This window comes from Gammaproteobacteria bacterium, assembly GCA_013151035.1.
Lineage (GTDB): Bacteria > Pseudomonadota > Gammaproteobacteria > JAADJB01 > JAADJB01 > JAADJB01.
Window position 1 is genome coordinate 1 of the sequence record JAADJB010000010.1, and the last position, 16,167, is coordinate 16,167.

The 16,167-nt window shown below is 45.6% G+C and carries 13 protein-coding genes; 5 read left to right on the forward strand and 8 right to left on the reverse strand.

Annotated elements, in window-relative coordinates:
* Window positions 1-9: 9 nt before the first annotated feature.
* The 7 genes from GXP22_01810 to mnmA form a co-directional block, all read right to left on the reverse strand.
* A complete protein-coding gene (locus GXP22_01810; GenBank protein ID NOX08220.1) occupies window positions 10-870 on the reverse strand; it encodes a hypothetical protein in 861 nt (286 codons plus the stop codon).
* Window positions 840-3,812: a hypothetical protein gene (locus GXP22_01815; GenBank protein ID NOX08221.1), complete on the reverse strand. Its 2,973-nt coding sequence runs from the start codon at window positions 3,810-3,812 to the stop codon at window positions 840-842. The genes GXP22_01810 and GXP22_01815 overlap by 31 nt, the downstream gene beginning before the upstream one ends.
* Window positions 3,813-3,927: 115 nt before the next feature.
* Window positions 3,928-4,353: a transposase gene (locus GXP22_01820; protein NOX08222.1), complete on the reverse strand. Its 426-nt coding sequence runs from the start codon at window positions 4,351-4,353 to the stop codon at window positions 3,928-3,930.
* Between the two features lie 173 nt (window positions 4,354-4,526).
* Window positions 4,527-5,627 carry a hypothetical protein gene (locus GXP22_01825; GenBank protein ID NOX08223.1) on the reverse strand — a complete coding sequence of 367 codons (1,101 nt, stop codon included), beginning with the start codon at window positions 5,625-5,627 and terminating at the stop codon, window positions 4,527-4,529.
* Between the two features lie 139 nt (window positions 5,628-5,766).
* Window positions 5,767-7,134 (reverse strand): adenylosuccinate lyase, encoded by a 1,368-nt coding sequence (purB, locus tag GXP22_01830; GenBank protein NOX08224.1) that lies wholly within the window; start codon window positions 7,132-7,134, stop codon window positions 5,767-5,769.
* Window positions 7,135-7,164: 30 nt separating this feature from the next.
* Window positions 7,165-9,834 carry an aconitate hydratase AcnA gene (gene acnA, locus GXP22_01835; protein NOX08225.1) on the reverse strand — a complete coding sequence of 890 codons (2,670 nt, stop codon included), beginning with the start codon at window positions 9,832-9,834 and terminating at the stop codon, window positions 7,165-7,167.
* Between the two features lie 127 nt (window positions 9,835-9,961).
* Window positions 9,962-11,056: a tRNA 2-thiouridine(34) synthase MnmA gene (gene mnmA, locus GXP22_01840; protein NOX08226.1), complete on the reverse strand. Its 1,095-nt coding sequence runs from the start codon at window positions 11,054-11,056 to the stop codon at window positions 9,962-9,964.
* 307 nt (window positions 11,057-11,363) lie between these two features.
* On the opposite strand from mnmA, the gene GXP22_01845 reads away from it, so the two are divergent.
* The 3 genes from GXP22_01845 to GXP22_01855 all read left to right on the forward strand — a co-directional run bounded on the left by GXP22_01845 (window position 11,364) and on the right by GXP22_01855 (window position 12,993).
* Window positions 11,364-12,407 (forward strand): hypothetical protein, encoded by a 1,044-nt coding sequence (locus GXP22_01845; GenBank protein ID NOX08227.1) that lies wholly within the window; start codon window positions 11,364-11,366, stop codon window positions 12,405-12,407.
* A 147-nt stretch (window positions 12,408-12,554) separates the two neighbouring features.
* Window positions 12,555-12,707 (forward strand): hypothetical protein, encoded by a 153-nt coding sequence (locus GXP22_01850; protein NOX08228.1) that lies wholly within the window; start codon window positions 12,555-12,557, stop codon window positions 12,705-12,707.
* On the forward strand, window positions 12,700-12,993 hold the full coding sequence (locus tag GXP22_01855; GenBank protein NOX08229.1) for a hypothetical protein: 294 nt from the start codon (window positions 12,700-12,702) through the stop codon (window positions 12,991-12,993). The genes GXP22_01850 and GXP22_01855 overlap by 8 nt, the downstream gene beginning before the upstream one ends.
* An 88-nt stretch (window positions 12,994-13,081) precedes the next feature.
* Here GXP22_01855 and GXP22_01860 read toward each other — a convergent pair whose 3' ends face one another.
* The gene (locus tag GXP22_01860) at window positions 13,082-13,285 is read right to left on the reverse strand and encodes a cold-shock protein (GenBank protein ID NOX08230.1); all 204 of its coding nucleotides are present in this window, start codon (window positions 13,283-13,285) and stop codon (window positions 13,082-13,084) included.
* Between the two features lie 237 nt (window positions 13,286-13,522).
* Here GXP22_01860 and clpS point away from each other — a divergent pair, with 237 nt between their 5' ends.
* Window positions 13,523-13,849: an ATP-dependent Clp protease adapter ClpS gene (gene clpS, locus GXP22_01865; GenBank protein NOX08231.1), complete on the forward strand. Its 327-nt coding sequence runs from the start codon at window positions 13,523-13,525 to the stop codon at window positions 13,847-13,849.
* 24 nt (window positions 13,850-13,873) lie between these two features.
* On the forward strand, window positions 13,874-16,129 hold the full coding sequence (gene clpA / locus GXP22_01870) for an ATP-dependent Clp protease ATP-binding subunit ClpA (GenBank protein NOX08232.1): 2,256 nt from the start codon (window positions 13,874-13,876) through the stop codon (window positions 16,127-16,129).
* Window positions 16,130-16,167 lie beyond the last annotated feature (38 nt).

Below are 16,167 nucleotides of genomic sequence, written 5' to 3' on the forward strand. Positions count from 1 at the left end.
CCAAAAAAATCATTTCAAGAGTATTTTGAAGTCTGGGTCATTCTTTCGGAAAAAATGGTTTCCTCCCTTGTGGATAATCCCGCCATCTGAAATCGGGATGTTTTTTACGAGTTGGCGTGATTGGGAGATAGACCCCGAAAGATTGACCTGTCGAGTTTTCATGCCAAGCATTGCTTTACGGTTATAGCTCACCATTTCATCTGTAAATCGTTCCTTGTATGCGGGGATTCCAGTATCCATTTTGAGATCGTTAAACGCATTTAATCCATGACATCCAAAACAGTTTTTTCTAACAAGAATTGGAATGATTTTTTTGGCAAAAAACTTTTCATTTGATGTTAAAGGGCGTGGGGGTGTTTCTCTTCTGAATTCAATTTCTTCTTTAACCCAGGACAGCATTTTTTTGAAATCAGGATCATTTACAGAGGAAAATATTTCAGGATGTCGAACTCCTGAAAAGTTATTTGCCAGTGGCACCCTCAGAATGGGGCTGGCGAGATGGTCATTCCTGAATCCGAGAGGGGAGAATTTTCTCGATGATTTTTTATTCGTATATGTGAAGCGAGTATATGCGATTCTTTGTTGCGGTAATGTTTCGAGATCACCGCTGGCATTGACTTCCCATTTTGCAAAGGGAATTGTGTCCAGGTTTTTTTCGACTTGCTTGTATTTTTTCGTCTCAAGTGCATGGCAATTATTACATCGAACATTTAAAACAGGCACTATTTCGGAGCTAAATTGATTGAACAGGCGCTCTGTCCGGGTAATGGTTTTTTGTGGTGTACTATCATTGAAAAATAAATAGTTCCCGGCCACAAAAGTGAGTAATAAAATAGTGACTAGATAGACTGTATGAATTTTATAAGGCATTCGATTTCCCATACTGATAGATGTGAGGTTACTCCATGAATATCCGGTACTCCATTGAGTTCATTTAGCCCTGTCTCCATATTTCCCGGTCTGGACACATCCTTTCGTTCTGTAGCAAAATGTCTTAATGCGATGTGTTTAGGTGTGGTTATAACTTCGCGTAAACTTACTGCATGTCCATGGTGTAAAAATCGAGGGGGTCTTGCCCAGATGCCGCGTAAGGATGGGGCTACATAGAATCCTTCATGTTCCTCAACCCTGCCTTTATCCTGTTTATCCCACTCTCGAATATAACCATTTAAATAGTCAATTCGGTCGGCGCTTATGAGGGTGTGAATATTGTCACGCTTTGCAGGCGTAACAAGGGGAGGAAATGATTTATTCTGGTTGTAGACATTAATTTTATCTGTAAATGCTGGCGCAGGATGACAACCCGCACAACCAACCTTTGGGGAGTTAAATAATTCCTTGCCAATTTGAACCATTAAATCATTCTTATCCATGGGATTGGGTAAAAGGCGAGATGCGCCTGCTTGATAAACACCGATAAATTTTTGAAAATCACGAAATGAATAGGATGTTCCAAAATATTTTTTAGAGAGGGTTTCAAAGAATATCTCCCGTCGCTTTATAAGATCAGATAGATTTATTCCATTGAGTTTGAGAGCCGCAGTTGTGGCGACAACAATACTGTCAGCAGATTTCTGGTTTGTCGTGTCAGAAAATATATCCGTAAGGTCAGCAACAGGTGTTTTTTCTGAAAAATCGATTAATGGATTGTGTTCCATCATCATTGTTAATGGTTCATCAATAGAGAGTATGCCTTCCAGAAATAAGGGTATTTTTTGTGTCAGAATGCGAATATCGGGGATTTCACGACTACCGCCGGTTCGTTCTTTACCGTTGCGGGTTTGCCCCATTACCTGACTTACACTCCATGCCTTGCCATCTGATGTATCACGATAATGACAATGAACACAGCTTTGATCCTGATCAGCAGAAAAAATACTGGTTTGAACGAAAAATTCTCCCCGTTCAAACTCATTAGAGGGGAATTCGGGTGCGTCTTCTCTTAAAGAAATATTTGTTGATTCCCCGCTTTCCAGGTTAATAAATGTAATGGAGTCACTAAGTTGATTTAATACAATCAGATGACCATTAGCAAAGCTTATTCCGCCTGGTTTGAATTCGGTCTTGAAAATTCTTAGTGGATGGAGGTGTGAAGCTGTTTTTTCACTTCGATCGACTTCCCATTCCTGAACCTCAAACGTTCCGGACATTGATACGTAAATCCTGTTTTTTACGTTAACAATTTGTTCAGGAAATGCCCCTACGACTTTCATCAACTCTTTGTCGACATCTCCTTTTGTATCTCCCGCCATGGATTCAAATGAATCGGATGTATAGCGAGTAAACAATCTTGTTGTTTTATAGCTTGCGACATTGTCTGCATCTGGATGCAGGATAACCAGGTCATTTGTAATATCCCTGAATTTTTCCTGAGCCGTTCCATCAATATCATCAAATTCACCGAGTGGGACTTGCTGTTCTAAAGGGAGTGGTTTTCCGGTGTTCTTGTCTCGAAAAATAGAAAACTCCGTTTGTGGGTTATTTCGATCCAGGCTCTCACGTCCTGAATCATGTTGTTTTGGATGTCCTGAACCTACGCCAAGCGTGGCAATAATGATTCGTCCATCGACCCAAACCAGATCGTTAACCGGTGAGCGAGTAAAAATTCTTTTTGTTTCGCTCATTGTTTTAATATCAATCACTGAAATATCCAAAGATCCGGTATTCGCAACATAGAGCGTACTTCCGTCTGGAGATAACAGTAAATCCCGTGGTTTATTTCCGACTGCAATGCCTGGCCCTTCATCTCCATTTGCAATCCAGTCGGCTATCCTTTTGTAATCGGAATTATTTTCCAGATCCTCGAAAATAACGCCTTTTGGATGGTGGCGACCATCAACACCATCAGCCCATCCTCCATCTTTTGTGGAAATAACCGAAGCAAGAAGAGTAGCAGAATGAATAGCGGCGCTACGAAATGATTCCTCTTTATCATTACCCGCATAAAATCCGGCAGTGCGGTACATATGGCACTGCGTTGTCCCGCATGAGGCGCGTAAAATACTTCCGACGCCGGTTTTTTCGTGGATAATGGTTTCAATATCCTGGCTAACCATTTTATGGCCACACTGTTTACACTTTGTTTCGGTTTTGCTTCTCCATCCGCAGATTTCACAGACATGCCATTGTTCGGATTTTATTTTTTGCGATCCGAAAAAATCCACTCTATCGAAACCGAGGTGCCTGAGTTTTCCTGTTAATTTTTGATTTGATACATTTATATCAACAACGATAACCTGGTTTTTCCAGAAATTTGAAATGAATAGCATTTTGCCATTTTTTGAGAATACAAGATCATCGCAATAAAATGGCACAGGGATTTCAGCTTCTACCGTTTGATTTTCTGTATTGATGACTGAAAGGAAATTTGAAAACCGATTTGTTACGACCACCCATTTTCCAGAGGGATGAGACGCGATTCCATAAGGGGCAATGCCCACTTTTATTTTCGTCTCTATTGTTCTGGTTTTAGTATCAAGAAGGGCAACCTTTGATCCAGGGTAATTTTCAGTTCCAGGAAGTGTGATGTAGGCTTTTGTAGTGCCCTGAATATTAGCTATCCGATAAGGACGATTGCGAAAAGGGCGCGAAGATGTTCCGGGGTTATGGTCAACGACAGGCGTAAGGTTTTTACGTTCCCAGCTTTTTTCCAAACTTATTTCCTTTGGTGTTACTGTTGACTCAAGGGGATACTTTGTTTCCTTCATAATTGTTGTTGGAGAGAGAAACAAGCTAAGCGCGATAATGGTGATTGGCACAAAAAAAACAGCAGCATTCCTGATTTTCAGAAAATACCTTGTGATATGTTTCATTATGATAACCTGCATGTTAAAAGTGTGGATCCCATTACTGACACAATCAATTGCTTTTCTTAAGTGGTATCCCTGACATCTATTTCATGCAGCAATCGGTAGTCCCGAAGGTAGATCATAATATACCTGATCGGGTGTCATTCTGCCAAGGCCTGCATCCAGGGTATTTCTCAATCGCCATGACGCACCTTCCTGGAATTCCAGTCCATGATCGCGACCAGATATAGAAAATTTTTACGCATGGGGCACTATAAGTCAAATCGGTGCACCATACCTGATTCACCCGGTTAATATCCAGATCCCGCAACAAATAGGGGTAAACCTTATGCTGAAGGTTTGGCCGCGTTGTCTTCGCACCGGGATACAGTGCACGTATACCCATTATCCTCATCAACCGTTGTACACGCTTACGATTGATACACAGGTCATAAGTATCCCATAGATCGTCACATAAACGGCTGATATTCAGCACTTTACACTGCCGACTGATCGGTAGTTCATGTGATCGATTAATCTTTGTTTTGCGCTCAGCCGTATTCAACGCCCGAGCACTTTTGCTAAAAAATCATTCTCCAGCGTCAGCTCACCAATTTTAGCATGTAAATCCTTTAACTGACTTTCTTCCGCAGACTTGCGTTCCTGTTATCGTGGGGGAAAAGGGCGAGGCTCTGGGCTGATCAGGGATAAACTGGAAAACAGTATTCAATGGGCTGTTTAGAAGAGATCAATCTCGCCGCTATTTTCCTTGTTGGAGTTAGCCTGGGATCCATTCGACAGAATCTCCAGTTGCTCTCCCAATTTACCTAATTCCATACTCGATGCCTCCATCTGTTCTATATGGTCAACGGTTCGTTGACTGATATCCTTGATTTGTTCAAGTGTGTTGACGGTGTGGCTCGCTGTGTCCTGCTCGTTATGAGTGGATGAGGCCAGTGTTGTTCCCAGACGACTGACCTCGGACATGTAACCGACAATCTCGGAGTAGGAAATAATTACATTTTCTATCATCTCATCAGAGCTTCTGGCCAGATCAACACTGCTTTTAATTGCCTTAACAGCGATACTTACGTGTTCATGCAGGGTGTCAATGATAACTCTGATTTCTTCTGTTGAGTCATGGGTTTTATTGGCCAGTCCGCGTACCTCGTCAGCGACCACGGCAAAACCACGTCCATGCTCACCTGCCCGTGCTGCCTCAATGGCAGCATTCAGTGCCAGCAGGTTGGTTTGATCAGAGACATTACGGATGACGTTGACGATACCATTGATGGCCTCGCTATCCTCTCCCAGATGCTGGATAATCCTTTCCATACCATTGACCTCATCTGAAAGATTACTGATTTCACTCATTGCCTGGGTCATTACCAGTTTGCCACTATTGCCTTCCTGTTCGGAATTATTGGCTACCCTGACTGTTTCATCGGCGGTATTGCTGGCATGTTTAAACACATTATTTAAACCATCCAGTTGTTGTTTGGCAACCTGGATCATCTTGTCCTGCAAGGACATCTGCAAATGAATCTCTTCGGCATTTTTGGATAACTCATGGGCGTGGGATGCCAGTTGTTGTGATACATTGACAAATAATGATTTGTTAGCTGATACAGCATTAATTGTTTGATTAAAGAGATTGATGAATTCATTCGACGCATGGTCTGTACTAACCGCTTGATGGGGCGATTCTTTTGATTGTTGAATATCTTGCAGGCTGATAGTTATTTCTTCGATAAGTCGAATCTTGTTTTTCTTTTGGCTATAAAAAAGATAGGAAAAACACAGTAACAGAAGCACCTGGGCGATGAAGAACAGGGTCATTTGAGTGCTATTCAGATGTGTTTGAACTAATATCCCGCTGCCAATCATGATGACAAGGATAGTCGTCCATAATATATTATCGATGGATAAATATTTTTTGATAGCATCAACTCCTTAAATCTAAAACATCCGTGGTTTATTAAATGGATTTTGCCTGTTCTACGGCATTACCAATATAACTGGCGGGACTTAAATTGGCGAGCGCCTGTTTAGCCTCATCAGGTATCTCCAGGGTCTGGATAAACTGAGCCAGTTGTTCCTTATCAATACGGTGTCCACGCGTGAGATCCTTGAGCTTCTCGTAGGGGTTTTCGATACCATAGCGCCGCATTACGGTTTGTATTGCTTCAGCTAGAACCTCCTGATTGTTGTCCAGATCCTCCAATGTGCGTTGTGGATTAGCCTCTAGCTTGCTAATGCCGCGCAGGCAGGAGTTATAGGCAATGATGCTGTGACCAACGCCAGTGCCAAGATTGCGTAATACCGTTGAATCACTTAGATCCCGTTGCCAGCGTGAGATCGGTAGTTTGCTACCCAGGTGTGAGAATATAGCATTGGCAATACCAAGATTGCCTTCTGCATTTTCAAAATCAATCGGGTTGACCTTGTGCGGCATGGTCGATGAGCCGATCTCGCCCTTGACGGTTTTTTGTTTGAAATAACCTATTGAGATATAGCTCCAGATATCACGACAAAAATCGATAACGATGGTGTTGAAGCGAGCCGTGGTATCAAATAATTCAGCAATATAATCGTGTGGTTCTATCTGGGTGGTATAACGATTCCATTCCACGCCCAGACCTTCGACAAAGTTCTTTGCCACCTGCGGCCAGTCGATCTCCGGGTAGGCGATTAGATGGGCGTTATAGTTGCCTACCGCACCATTGATCTTGCCCAGTATGCTGACCTGTGCCAGTTGATCGCGTTGGCGTTGTAGACGATAGACGACATTAGCCATCTCTTTCCCCAGGGTGCTGGGGGATGCTGGTTGTCCATGCGTGCGTGATAGTAACGGGGTCTCTGCCTGCTCAATAGCGAGTTCACGGATGGCATTGATAACAGCATCCATATCGGGTAGTAGGGCTTGTTTACGCGCTTTGTCCAGCATCAGTGCATGGGATAGGTTATTAATGTCCTCAGAGGTGCAGGCAAAGTGAATAAACTCGCTAATGGCCTCAAGTTCCTTGTTGCCCTCAATCTTTTCCTTGAGGAAATACTCGACCGCCTTAACATCATGATTGGTCGTGGCCTCGATATTCTTGACCCGTTGTGCATCCTGTTCGTTAAAATTCTCAATAATCTCATTGAGGATTTTGTTGGCATGATCACTAAAGGCGGGCACCTCAGTGATCTGCTCATGTTGTGCCAACATCTGTAACCAGCGTATCTCAACGATGACACGATGATGGATCAGACCATATTCACTAAAGATGGGGCGCAGGGCACGGGTCTTGCTACCATAACGTCCGTCAATGGGGGATACTGCGGTGAGTGCTGTTAACTCCATGAGGTTTTCCTTTGTTATTCGAACGATTGTCTAGGCTGCTAGTTGGCGTAGCACATACTGCAGGATACCACCATGACGATAGTATTCAATTTCTTGCGGTGTGTCGATGCGGACGCGTACTGTTAACTTGATTTCAGTGCCATCAGCCTTGACTGCGCGGACTTCCAGACTCTTGACCGAGCCATCACCCAGGCCTTCAATGTGGAATACCTCGCTACCGTTGAGCCCCAGGCTAGCGGCTGAGTCACCTTTATTGAACTCTAACGGCAGGATACCCATACAGACCAGATTGGTGCGATGGATGCGTTCGTAGCTTTCGGCAATAACAGCGCGCACACCTAACAGGCGGGGGCCCTTAGCGGCCCAGTCGCGGGATGAACCGGAACCATATTCCTTTCCTGCCAGCACCACCAGTGGCGTATTGTCATCACGATATTTCATTGCCGCATCATAGATCGGCATCTCTTCATCCGATGGCTGGTGACGGGTAATGCCACCCTCTGTACCGGGCGCCATTAGATTGCGCAGACGAATGTTGGCAAAGGTACCGCGCATCATGACTTCATGGTTGCCACGGCGTGATCCCAGTGAATTAAAATCCTTTTGCTCGACACCTTGTTGTTGCAAATAAATGCCTGCCGGGCTATCAGGTTTGATGGCACCCGCCGGTGAGATATGGTCGGTGGTCACGGAGTCACCGAGCACAGCGAGTACCCGTGCATGGGTGATATCGGTGATGGTATCCGGCTCTTTGGGCATGTCATCAAAATAAGGGGGATACTGGATATAGGTTGAATCTGCATTCCAGCCAAATAGCTGACCCTCAGGGGCGTTTAATTCCTGCCAGCGTTTTTCACCTTGATAGATATCCTTATAGACCGTGGTAAAGTTGTCACGCTTCAGGGCACTATCAATGGCATTGTTGATCTCTGCCTGAGTGGGCCAGATGTCCTTGAGGAAGACATCCTTTCCATCCTGATCCTGTGCAATAGCATCGCTTGCCAGATCAATATCCATGGTGCCAGCGATGGCATAAGCGACGACCAGTGGTGGTGAGGCAAGATAATTCATGCGTACCTCAGCATGGACGCGCCCCTCAAAATTACGGTTGCCGGATAATACGGCACAAGCCGATAGATTGCCTTCAGCAATGGCAGCGGATACGGGTTCAGGTAGTGGGCCTGAGTTGCCGATACAGGTAGCGCAGCCATAGCCGACAACATTAAAGCCCATTGCCTCCAGTGCGGGCATCAGTCCGGCATTATTCAAATATTCGGTAACAACTAATGAGCCAGGGGCCAGTGAGGTCTTGACCCAGGGTTTAACCTTAAGGCCTTTTTCTATTGCCTTTTTTGCCACCAGTCCGGCACCTAACATGACGGAGGGGTTAGAAGTGTTGGTACAGGAAGTGATGGAGGCAATAACAATGCAGCCATCATTAAGGGTAATGGATTGACCATTAATTTCGCTACTGACAGGCTGACTAACCAGTTTGCGTTCTGCCTTCATCTCGCTCAGAGCCTGAGCAAAGTTATTCTTGCTCTGGCTTAACAGGATGCGATCCTGTGGGCGTTTAGGGCCGGAGATGCAAGGTTCAATGCTGGAAATGTCCAGTTCAACCATACTGGAGTATTCTGCCTCGGGCTGATCGTCCAGTAGGAACATACCCTGCGTCCTGGCGTAGGCCTCAACCAGGGCAATCTGTTCTTCGGCACGGCCTGACAGATTGAGGTAACGCAGGGTCTCTTCGTCAATCGGGAAGATGCCACAGGTGGCACCATATTCAGGTGCCATATTGGCCAGGGTGGCACGATCGGCCAGTGACAGGTGTTTAATGCCTTCACCACAAAACTCGACAAACTTGCCAACCACACCGTGTTTGCGCAGCACCTCAACAATAGTCAATACCAGATCGGTTGCGGTGGCACCTTCGGGTAATTCGCCATTCAGCCGACAGCCAACGACCTGTGGAATTAACATGGAGACCGGTTGTCCCAGCATGGCGGCCTCGGCTTCGATACCACCAACGCCCCAACCTAATACACCGAGCCCGTTGACCATCGTGGTATGAGAATCGGTGCCCACCAGGGTGTCGGGGTAAGCTTGTAATACACCGTTGTTTTCCTGAGCAAATACAGTGCGAGCCAGAAACTCCAGATTGATCTGATGGATGATGCCGGTATCCGGTGGAACCACGCGGAAATTGGAGAAGGCATTTTGTCCCCATTTGAGAAAGCTGTAACGTTCCTGGTTGCGCTGATATTCCATATTGGCATTGATGTCAGCAGCATCATTGTTACCAAAGGAGTCAATTTGCACCGAATGATCAATCACCAGTTCAGCCGGTTGCAATGGATTGATCTTGTCCGGGTCACCACCGAGTTTCTTCATGGCGTCACGCATGGCGGCCAGATCAACCAGTGCGGGTACCCCGGTAAAGTCCTGCATTAAGACACGGGCAGGGCGGTAGGCAATCTCTTTGCTCGGGGTTGCCTTGGGATCCCATTCAGCACAGGCGCGAATATCATCGGCAGTAACGGTGATGCCATCTTCATAACGTAACAGGTTTTCCAGCAGTATCTTTATAGAGTAGGGTAACCTGGATATGTGGTATTGTTCTTCCAGTGCATCCAGACGAAAGATTTCATATTGTTGTTGACCAACAGTTAATTGGCTACGTGAGGAAAAGCTATCGTTCATAGGTGCTCCGCTGATGATTTAATTCGATGACATACGATTATACGGATTCAGTCACCCATAGGCTACACCGAACCCGGGGTCAGAGCCGGTTTTTGGCTCTGGCCCCACGATAGAATGTACCACAAACCTAGCGGGTCGCATTAATAACCCCACCCCCCAGACACTCATCACCATCATAAAAGACAATAGACTGTCCGGCGGTAATCGCGCGTTGTGCCTGTGTAAATTCAACTTTACAGCTATCCCTATGTAAAGACACAATAGTACAGGCCTGATCCGCCTGTCGATGCCTGATTTTTGCCTGTAGTCTACAGGGGGCAGCGGGTGGATTACCACAGCTCCAGCGGAGTTGGCTGGCAGTTAAATGTCGGGTAAACAGCTCTGGATGATCGTGACCCTGGGCAACGCGCAATATATTATTCTCCTGTTCTTTACCAATAACATACCAGGGTTGACCTGAGCTTCCTTGTTGACCACCAATGCCCAACCCCTGACGTTGTCCGATAGTGTGATACATAAGCCCTTGATGTTGACCCATTAGTTGATTGTTACTGTCACGAATATCACCCGGTTGTGCGGGCAGATAACGTGACAGAAAGTCCTTGAACTTGCGTTCGCCGATAAAACAGATGCCAGTGCTATCCTTTTTATCCTTAACCGGGAGATTGATGTCGTGAGCAATTTCACGAACCTGTGTCTTGTGCAGGCCCCCAATGGGAAACAGAGTCTTGCTGAGAGGGTGCTGACCCAAAGTGTAGAGAAAATAGGTTTGATCTTTGCCATCATCGATGCCTTTTAACAGACGGTATTTTCCCTCCTGTCGCTTGATGCGGGCATAGTGTCCGGTAGCAATGCAATCGGCTCCTTGATCCAGTGCGTAATCAAGGAAGGCCTTGAATTTTATTTCCTGATTACAAAGGATGTCGGGGTTAGGAGTGCGTCCGGCACGGTATTCGTTGAGAAAATGCTCAAATACACGATCCCAGTATTCTGCGGAGAAGTTGATTGAGTGCAGGGGGATATCAAGCTGTTCGCAAACCGCTTGGGCATCCGCTAAATCCTCGGCAGCATGGCAGTATTCTTCGGTATCCTCTTCATCCCAGTTTTTCATAAACAGGGCCTCGACATGGTGTCCTTGTTGCTTTAACAGGTGGGCTGAAACTGCGGAATCAACACCGCCCGAGAGACCGATAGTAATCTTTAGCTTATTCTTTTTAGACATTTATTTCTTTATTTACCTTTGTTTTACAATCAATTAAATGATTATGTTAATGTGGTTGTTTATGTTAATCAGTACCCTGATGATAATGAATTTATAAAATTTATGCGAAAAGTTTGATTGATCTATCTTCTTGTTTCAATAGAAATAATACACGAATATGCCGTAATATTTATGATGAAATTAGTGGCTGATTTCTCTTCAGGGGTGGTACTTGCGTTCAATTTGGATATAATCACACTATTCATGGAGATGAATGTTTTTAGTTTTACTATTTTTATAAAAAAATCCAGTGTTGGAGGAGTATTAAATGAGAAGTCTATTGAAGAGCGCCCTAGTGGCGTGGGTGTTTCTGTTTGCCATGAGCTCGGCTCATGCAGATCAGGAATATGGTATTTTTGAACGTATCCTGGCAGCATCCGGTGATTATACCAGCACTGTTGCTGCTTTTGAAAAAGCTCTAGCGGCATCAAGTCTGACGTTGCATGCTAAACGTGACATCTATGTTCCTGAAGGCAAGCAGAGAGCGAAGATTTACATCGTTACCTCGCCTGCTTACATGGCAGCGGCAGCGGGTGAAGAAGCGAACACCGCTTCTGCTCAGATCCTGCGTATTGGTATCTACGAATATGGTCCAGGTAAGAAGACCTTTATCAATATGGCCAATCCGGTTGCTCATGCCCACGTATTCTATAGTGAAGGTGACAACCTTAACAAGATGTTAGCTGCGGCTAACAAGGTTGCTGCCGAGATTCGTGCTATTGCTGCACAGGTTCCTGGTACACCGGAACGTAAGCAGTTAGAGCCTATTCGTGAAGTGGATGCGCTGGAAGGCTTCAATGGTGATGGCCCTGCCAAGATGATGACTGGTTTCTCTGATTTTGAAGGCAATCAGAACCCAATGGTTGAAGACGAAGAAAACTTTGCTGAAGTTGTGGCCAAGGTTGAGAAGGCAATCAAGGCAGCGCCTGAGTCAGGTGATGTGGATGAGTCTTCAGGTTGGACATTGTTGACCAAGATTCAGGTTAATCCTAATGCCGTTTATTTTGGTATTATCAATGATTACACTCAGGATCGTACTCTGCGTATTAACTCTGATTTCCGTAGCGATGGCAAGACTGATGACGCTCCGATTCCTGGTGTTGATCACATCACAGCAATGCCTATGGAAGTATTGGTGCTGAATATGGATGGCGAAGTATCCGTTATTCAATATGGTGAGATGTGGCGTATGCAGTTGTATTTTTGGGATTCAGGTTACTTAGCCTTTACCAAGAATGCAATTATCCCTGCAATTATCGAGAGCGCAATCGAAGAAGCGGTTGGTGAAGATAGTGGTTTGTGGGATATGTAATGTTGGATAGCAAGGTGTGCTATGCATCTTGATACAGGAAACCCCGGCCTTGGTCGGGGTTTTTTTATGTCTGAAGAAGTAAATCTAAATCCGAGGCAGGGGTTACTCCTTTTTTCTGGGAACCTTGCTTCCGGTAAAGTTCGAGACATGCATCACTCTTCTCTAACAGAGACACGCCGTGAATACATCCGTGTAGGCTCCATGCCCGCGTCCATGCGGGCAAGGGTCTCTGTTAGAGAAGAGCAATTCCTGTCTCTTGAGTTAATTGTGTTGCAATGTGTGGGAATATATAATGTCTGAATCGACGGCGATTACTATGATCGAGTTATCTCCAACTCAGTCGGTGGTTGATTATAAGGAGGCGATGCAGTTGGCTGCTAATGAGGCTGAGGCACGATTGGGTGAATGTATGTTGATATCCTGGTATGACCGGGATCGGGATTTTGAATCACCACAGCATTCATCAGAATGTCATCAGGATAGTGCCATTCCGGGCTATGTTGATTATGCTATTAGTCATGGTGCTACCTTGAAGATTGATATTGAACAGGGGCGGTTTGTATTTTTTTATATGGATATTGCCTAGGTTCTCTGGCGAACTTAAATAAAAAGAGGCCAGCAATTATGCGGGCCTCTTTTTATTTGCGAGGTTTCCGTTAGAAAACCCAGACCACTTAACCTTCGGTTATCTTACTGGCCTGAAGCCCTTTAGGACCATCTTCAACTTCAAACTGAACCTTTTGCCCTTCAGTTAAAGAGCGGTATCCATCCATTTCAATCGCAGAAAAGTGTGCAAATACATCTTCTCCACCGTCATCGGGAGCGATGAAACCATAACCTTTGCTATTACTAAACCATTTTACCGTACCAGTGGCCATACTTCGTATACCTCTATTTCCCCGGGTTATCCCGGCTGTTATATCTTTACTGCCTCCCCCGGATGCCCTTTAACCGAGCGGGTGAAAACAAACCTTAATCAAATCAGATTTGATTAGTACCTAATTAGAATTCATCTTACAGAGCGAGTCAAGCTATTGGCTATAATTTAGGTGATATTCATGCCCGTGCGGGTTACTATTATGGTTGTTAAGTCTTTAGTGTGTGGATGTAGGTGTATGAACAGGTTTGAGGATCATTCAGGAGGAGATGAAGGGCTTGCCTTGCAGGAAGCACCGACGACCTTGAAACAACCGCCGCAGTATCAAGTGCTACTGTTGAATGATGATTACACACCAATGGAATTCGTGGTGGAGATACTGGAGCGTTTCTTTTCCATGAGCAGGGAACAGGCGACCCGTGTTATGTTGCAGGTGCATACCGAGGGTAAGGCGGTATGTGGGGTTTTTACTCGGGAGATTGCCGAGACTAAGGTCTCTCGTGTTAATGAATATGCACGTGGCTACCAGCATCCATTGTTGTGTAGTATGGATGTTATTGATTGATGTATGTATGGAGTAATGTGATTCATGTTGAGTAAAGAACTGGAGTTTACCCTGAACCTGGCATTCAGGAATGCGCGTGAGGATCGTCATGAGTTTATGACGGTTGAACATCTGTTGTTGGCGTTGCTTGATAATCCGGCTGCGGCACAGGCATTGAGAGCCTGTGGTGCGAATCTTGTGCAACTACGCGATGAGCTGATTCGGTTTCTTGATGAGTCCAGTCCACGTCTGTCATCGGATGATGACCGTGAAACACAGCCTACGTTGGCCTTTCAACGTGTATTGCAGCGCGCGGTATTTCAGGCGCAGTCCTCGGGTATCAAGGAGGTTAGCGGGGCGAATGTGTTGGTGGCAGTTTTTAGTGAGCAGGATTCACAATGCACCTATTTTTTGCAGAAACAGAATGTCAGTCGACTGGATATGACGAATTATATCTCACACGGTATTGAAAAGGATGAGCCGGAACTGAGTGAATCAGTCACACCTGGGACGGGGGTTGAGGCTGCTGAGGATAGTGCCGAACAGGCCTTGCATAACTTTTCCAGAAATCTGAATATAATGGCAAAAGAGGGTCGGATTGATCCTCTGATTGGTCGGGATCATGAGATTCAGCGCACCATACAAATTCTGTGTCGACGGCGTAAAAATAATCCCCTGTATGTTGGTGAGGCGGGTGTTGGTAAGACTGCGCTGGCCGAGGGTCTGGCCAAAATGATTGTCGATGAAGAGGTTCCTGAAGTGTTAAAGGATGCAGTGATTTATTCATTGGATATGGGCGCACTGGTTGCCGGCACCAAGTATCGGGGTGATTTTGAGAAACGCCTGAAACTGGTGCTGAAGCAGATTCATAAAGAACCGGGTGCGATACTCTTCATCGATGAGATTCATACTATTATTGGTGCCGGAGCAACCTCGGGTGGGGTGATGGATGCCTCTAACCTGATTAAACCTGTGCTAGCTTCGGGTGAGTTAAAATGTATCGGTTCGACCACCTATCAGGAATATCGCGGGGTCTTTGAAAAGGATCATGCCCTGGCTCGACGTTTTCAGAAGATTGATGTCGCCGAACCTAGTGTTGAACAGACGATAAAGATTCTGAAGGGTTTGAAGACGCGTTTTGAGGACCATCATCACATCAAGTATTCGCCTCGCGCTTTGCGTGTCGCTGCAGAGCTTTCAGAGCGTTATATTACCGACCGTCATTTACCGGATAAGGCCATTGATGTCATTGATGAGGCGGGAGCCAGTCAACAGTTATTACCGGCCTCCAAACGTAAAAAAACAGTGGGTGTGGCGGATATTGAACGCATCATATCCAATATTGCCCGTATCCCGGAAAGAAGTGTGTCATCCACGGACAAGGACAAGCTACGTACCCTGGAGCGCGATCTTAAATTAACGGTGTTTGGTCAGGAGGAGGCGATTATCTCTCTCGCCTCTGCCATTAAGATGTCACGCTCGGGTTTGAGGGATGAACGCAAACCTATTGGTTCATTCCTGTTTGCCGGGCCAACCGGTGTCGGCAAAACCGAGATTACGCGTCAATTGGCACTATCATTAGGGATTGAGCTGATTCGATTGGATATGTCCGAGTATATGGAGCGTCACACCGCCTCACGGCTGATTGGTGCGCCCCCCGGCTATGTTGGCTACGATCAGGGCGGTTTGTTAACAGAAGAGGTACTCAAGCATCCTCATGCAGTATTGTTGCTGGATGAGATAGAGAAGGCACATGCGGATGTCTTTAATCTCCTGTTGCAGGTGATGGATAATGGCACCCTGACCGATAGCAATGGTCGTAAGGTTGATTTTAGAAATGTCATCCTGGTCATGACGACTAATGCCGGTGCCCAGGAAATGGGTCGTGCTTCAATTGGCTTTTCGCAGCAGGATCATTCCTCCGATGGTATGGAGGCCATTAAACGCCTGTTTACTCCTGAGTTCCGTAACCGACTGGATGCCATTATTCAATTCAATGCGCTCGATTCTTCTGGTATTGCTCAGGTGGTTAACAAGTTTATTGATGAGTTGGAGTTGCAACTACAGGAAAAACATGTGGCATTGAAGGTTGATGATGAGGCGCGTCTATGGATTGCCGAGCATGGCTATGATAGCAAAATGGGTGCAAGACCGATGGCGCGTACGATACAGGAATATATCAAGAAGCCACTGGCGGACGAATTACTATTTGGCGATCTATCCAGTGGTGGCGAGGTTAGTGTGTTTGTGAATGAAGATAAGAAACTGGACTTTGAGGTGAAGGCTCTGGTCAAAGCCTAAGGGGTAAATACCGCACGATGCATTTGAGACGGTAGGTG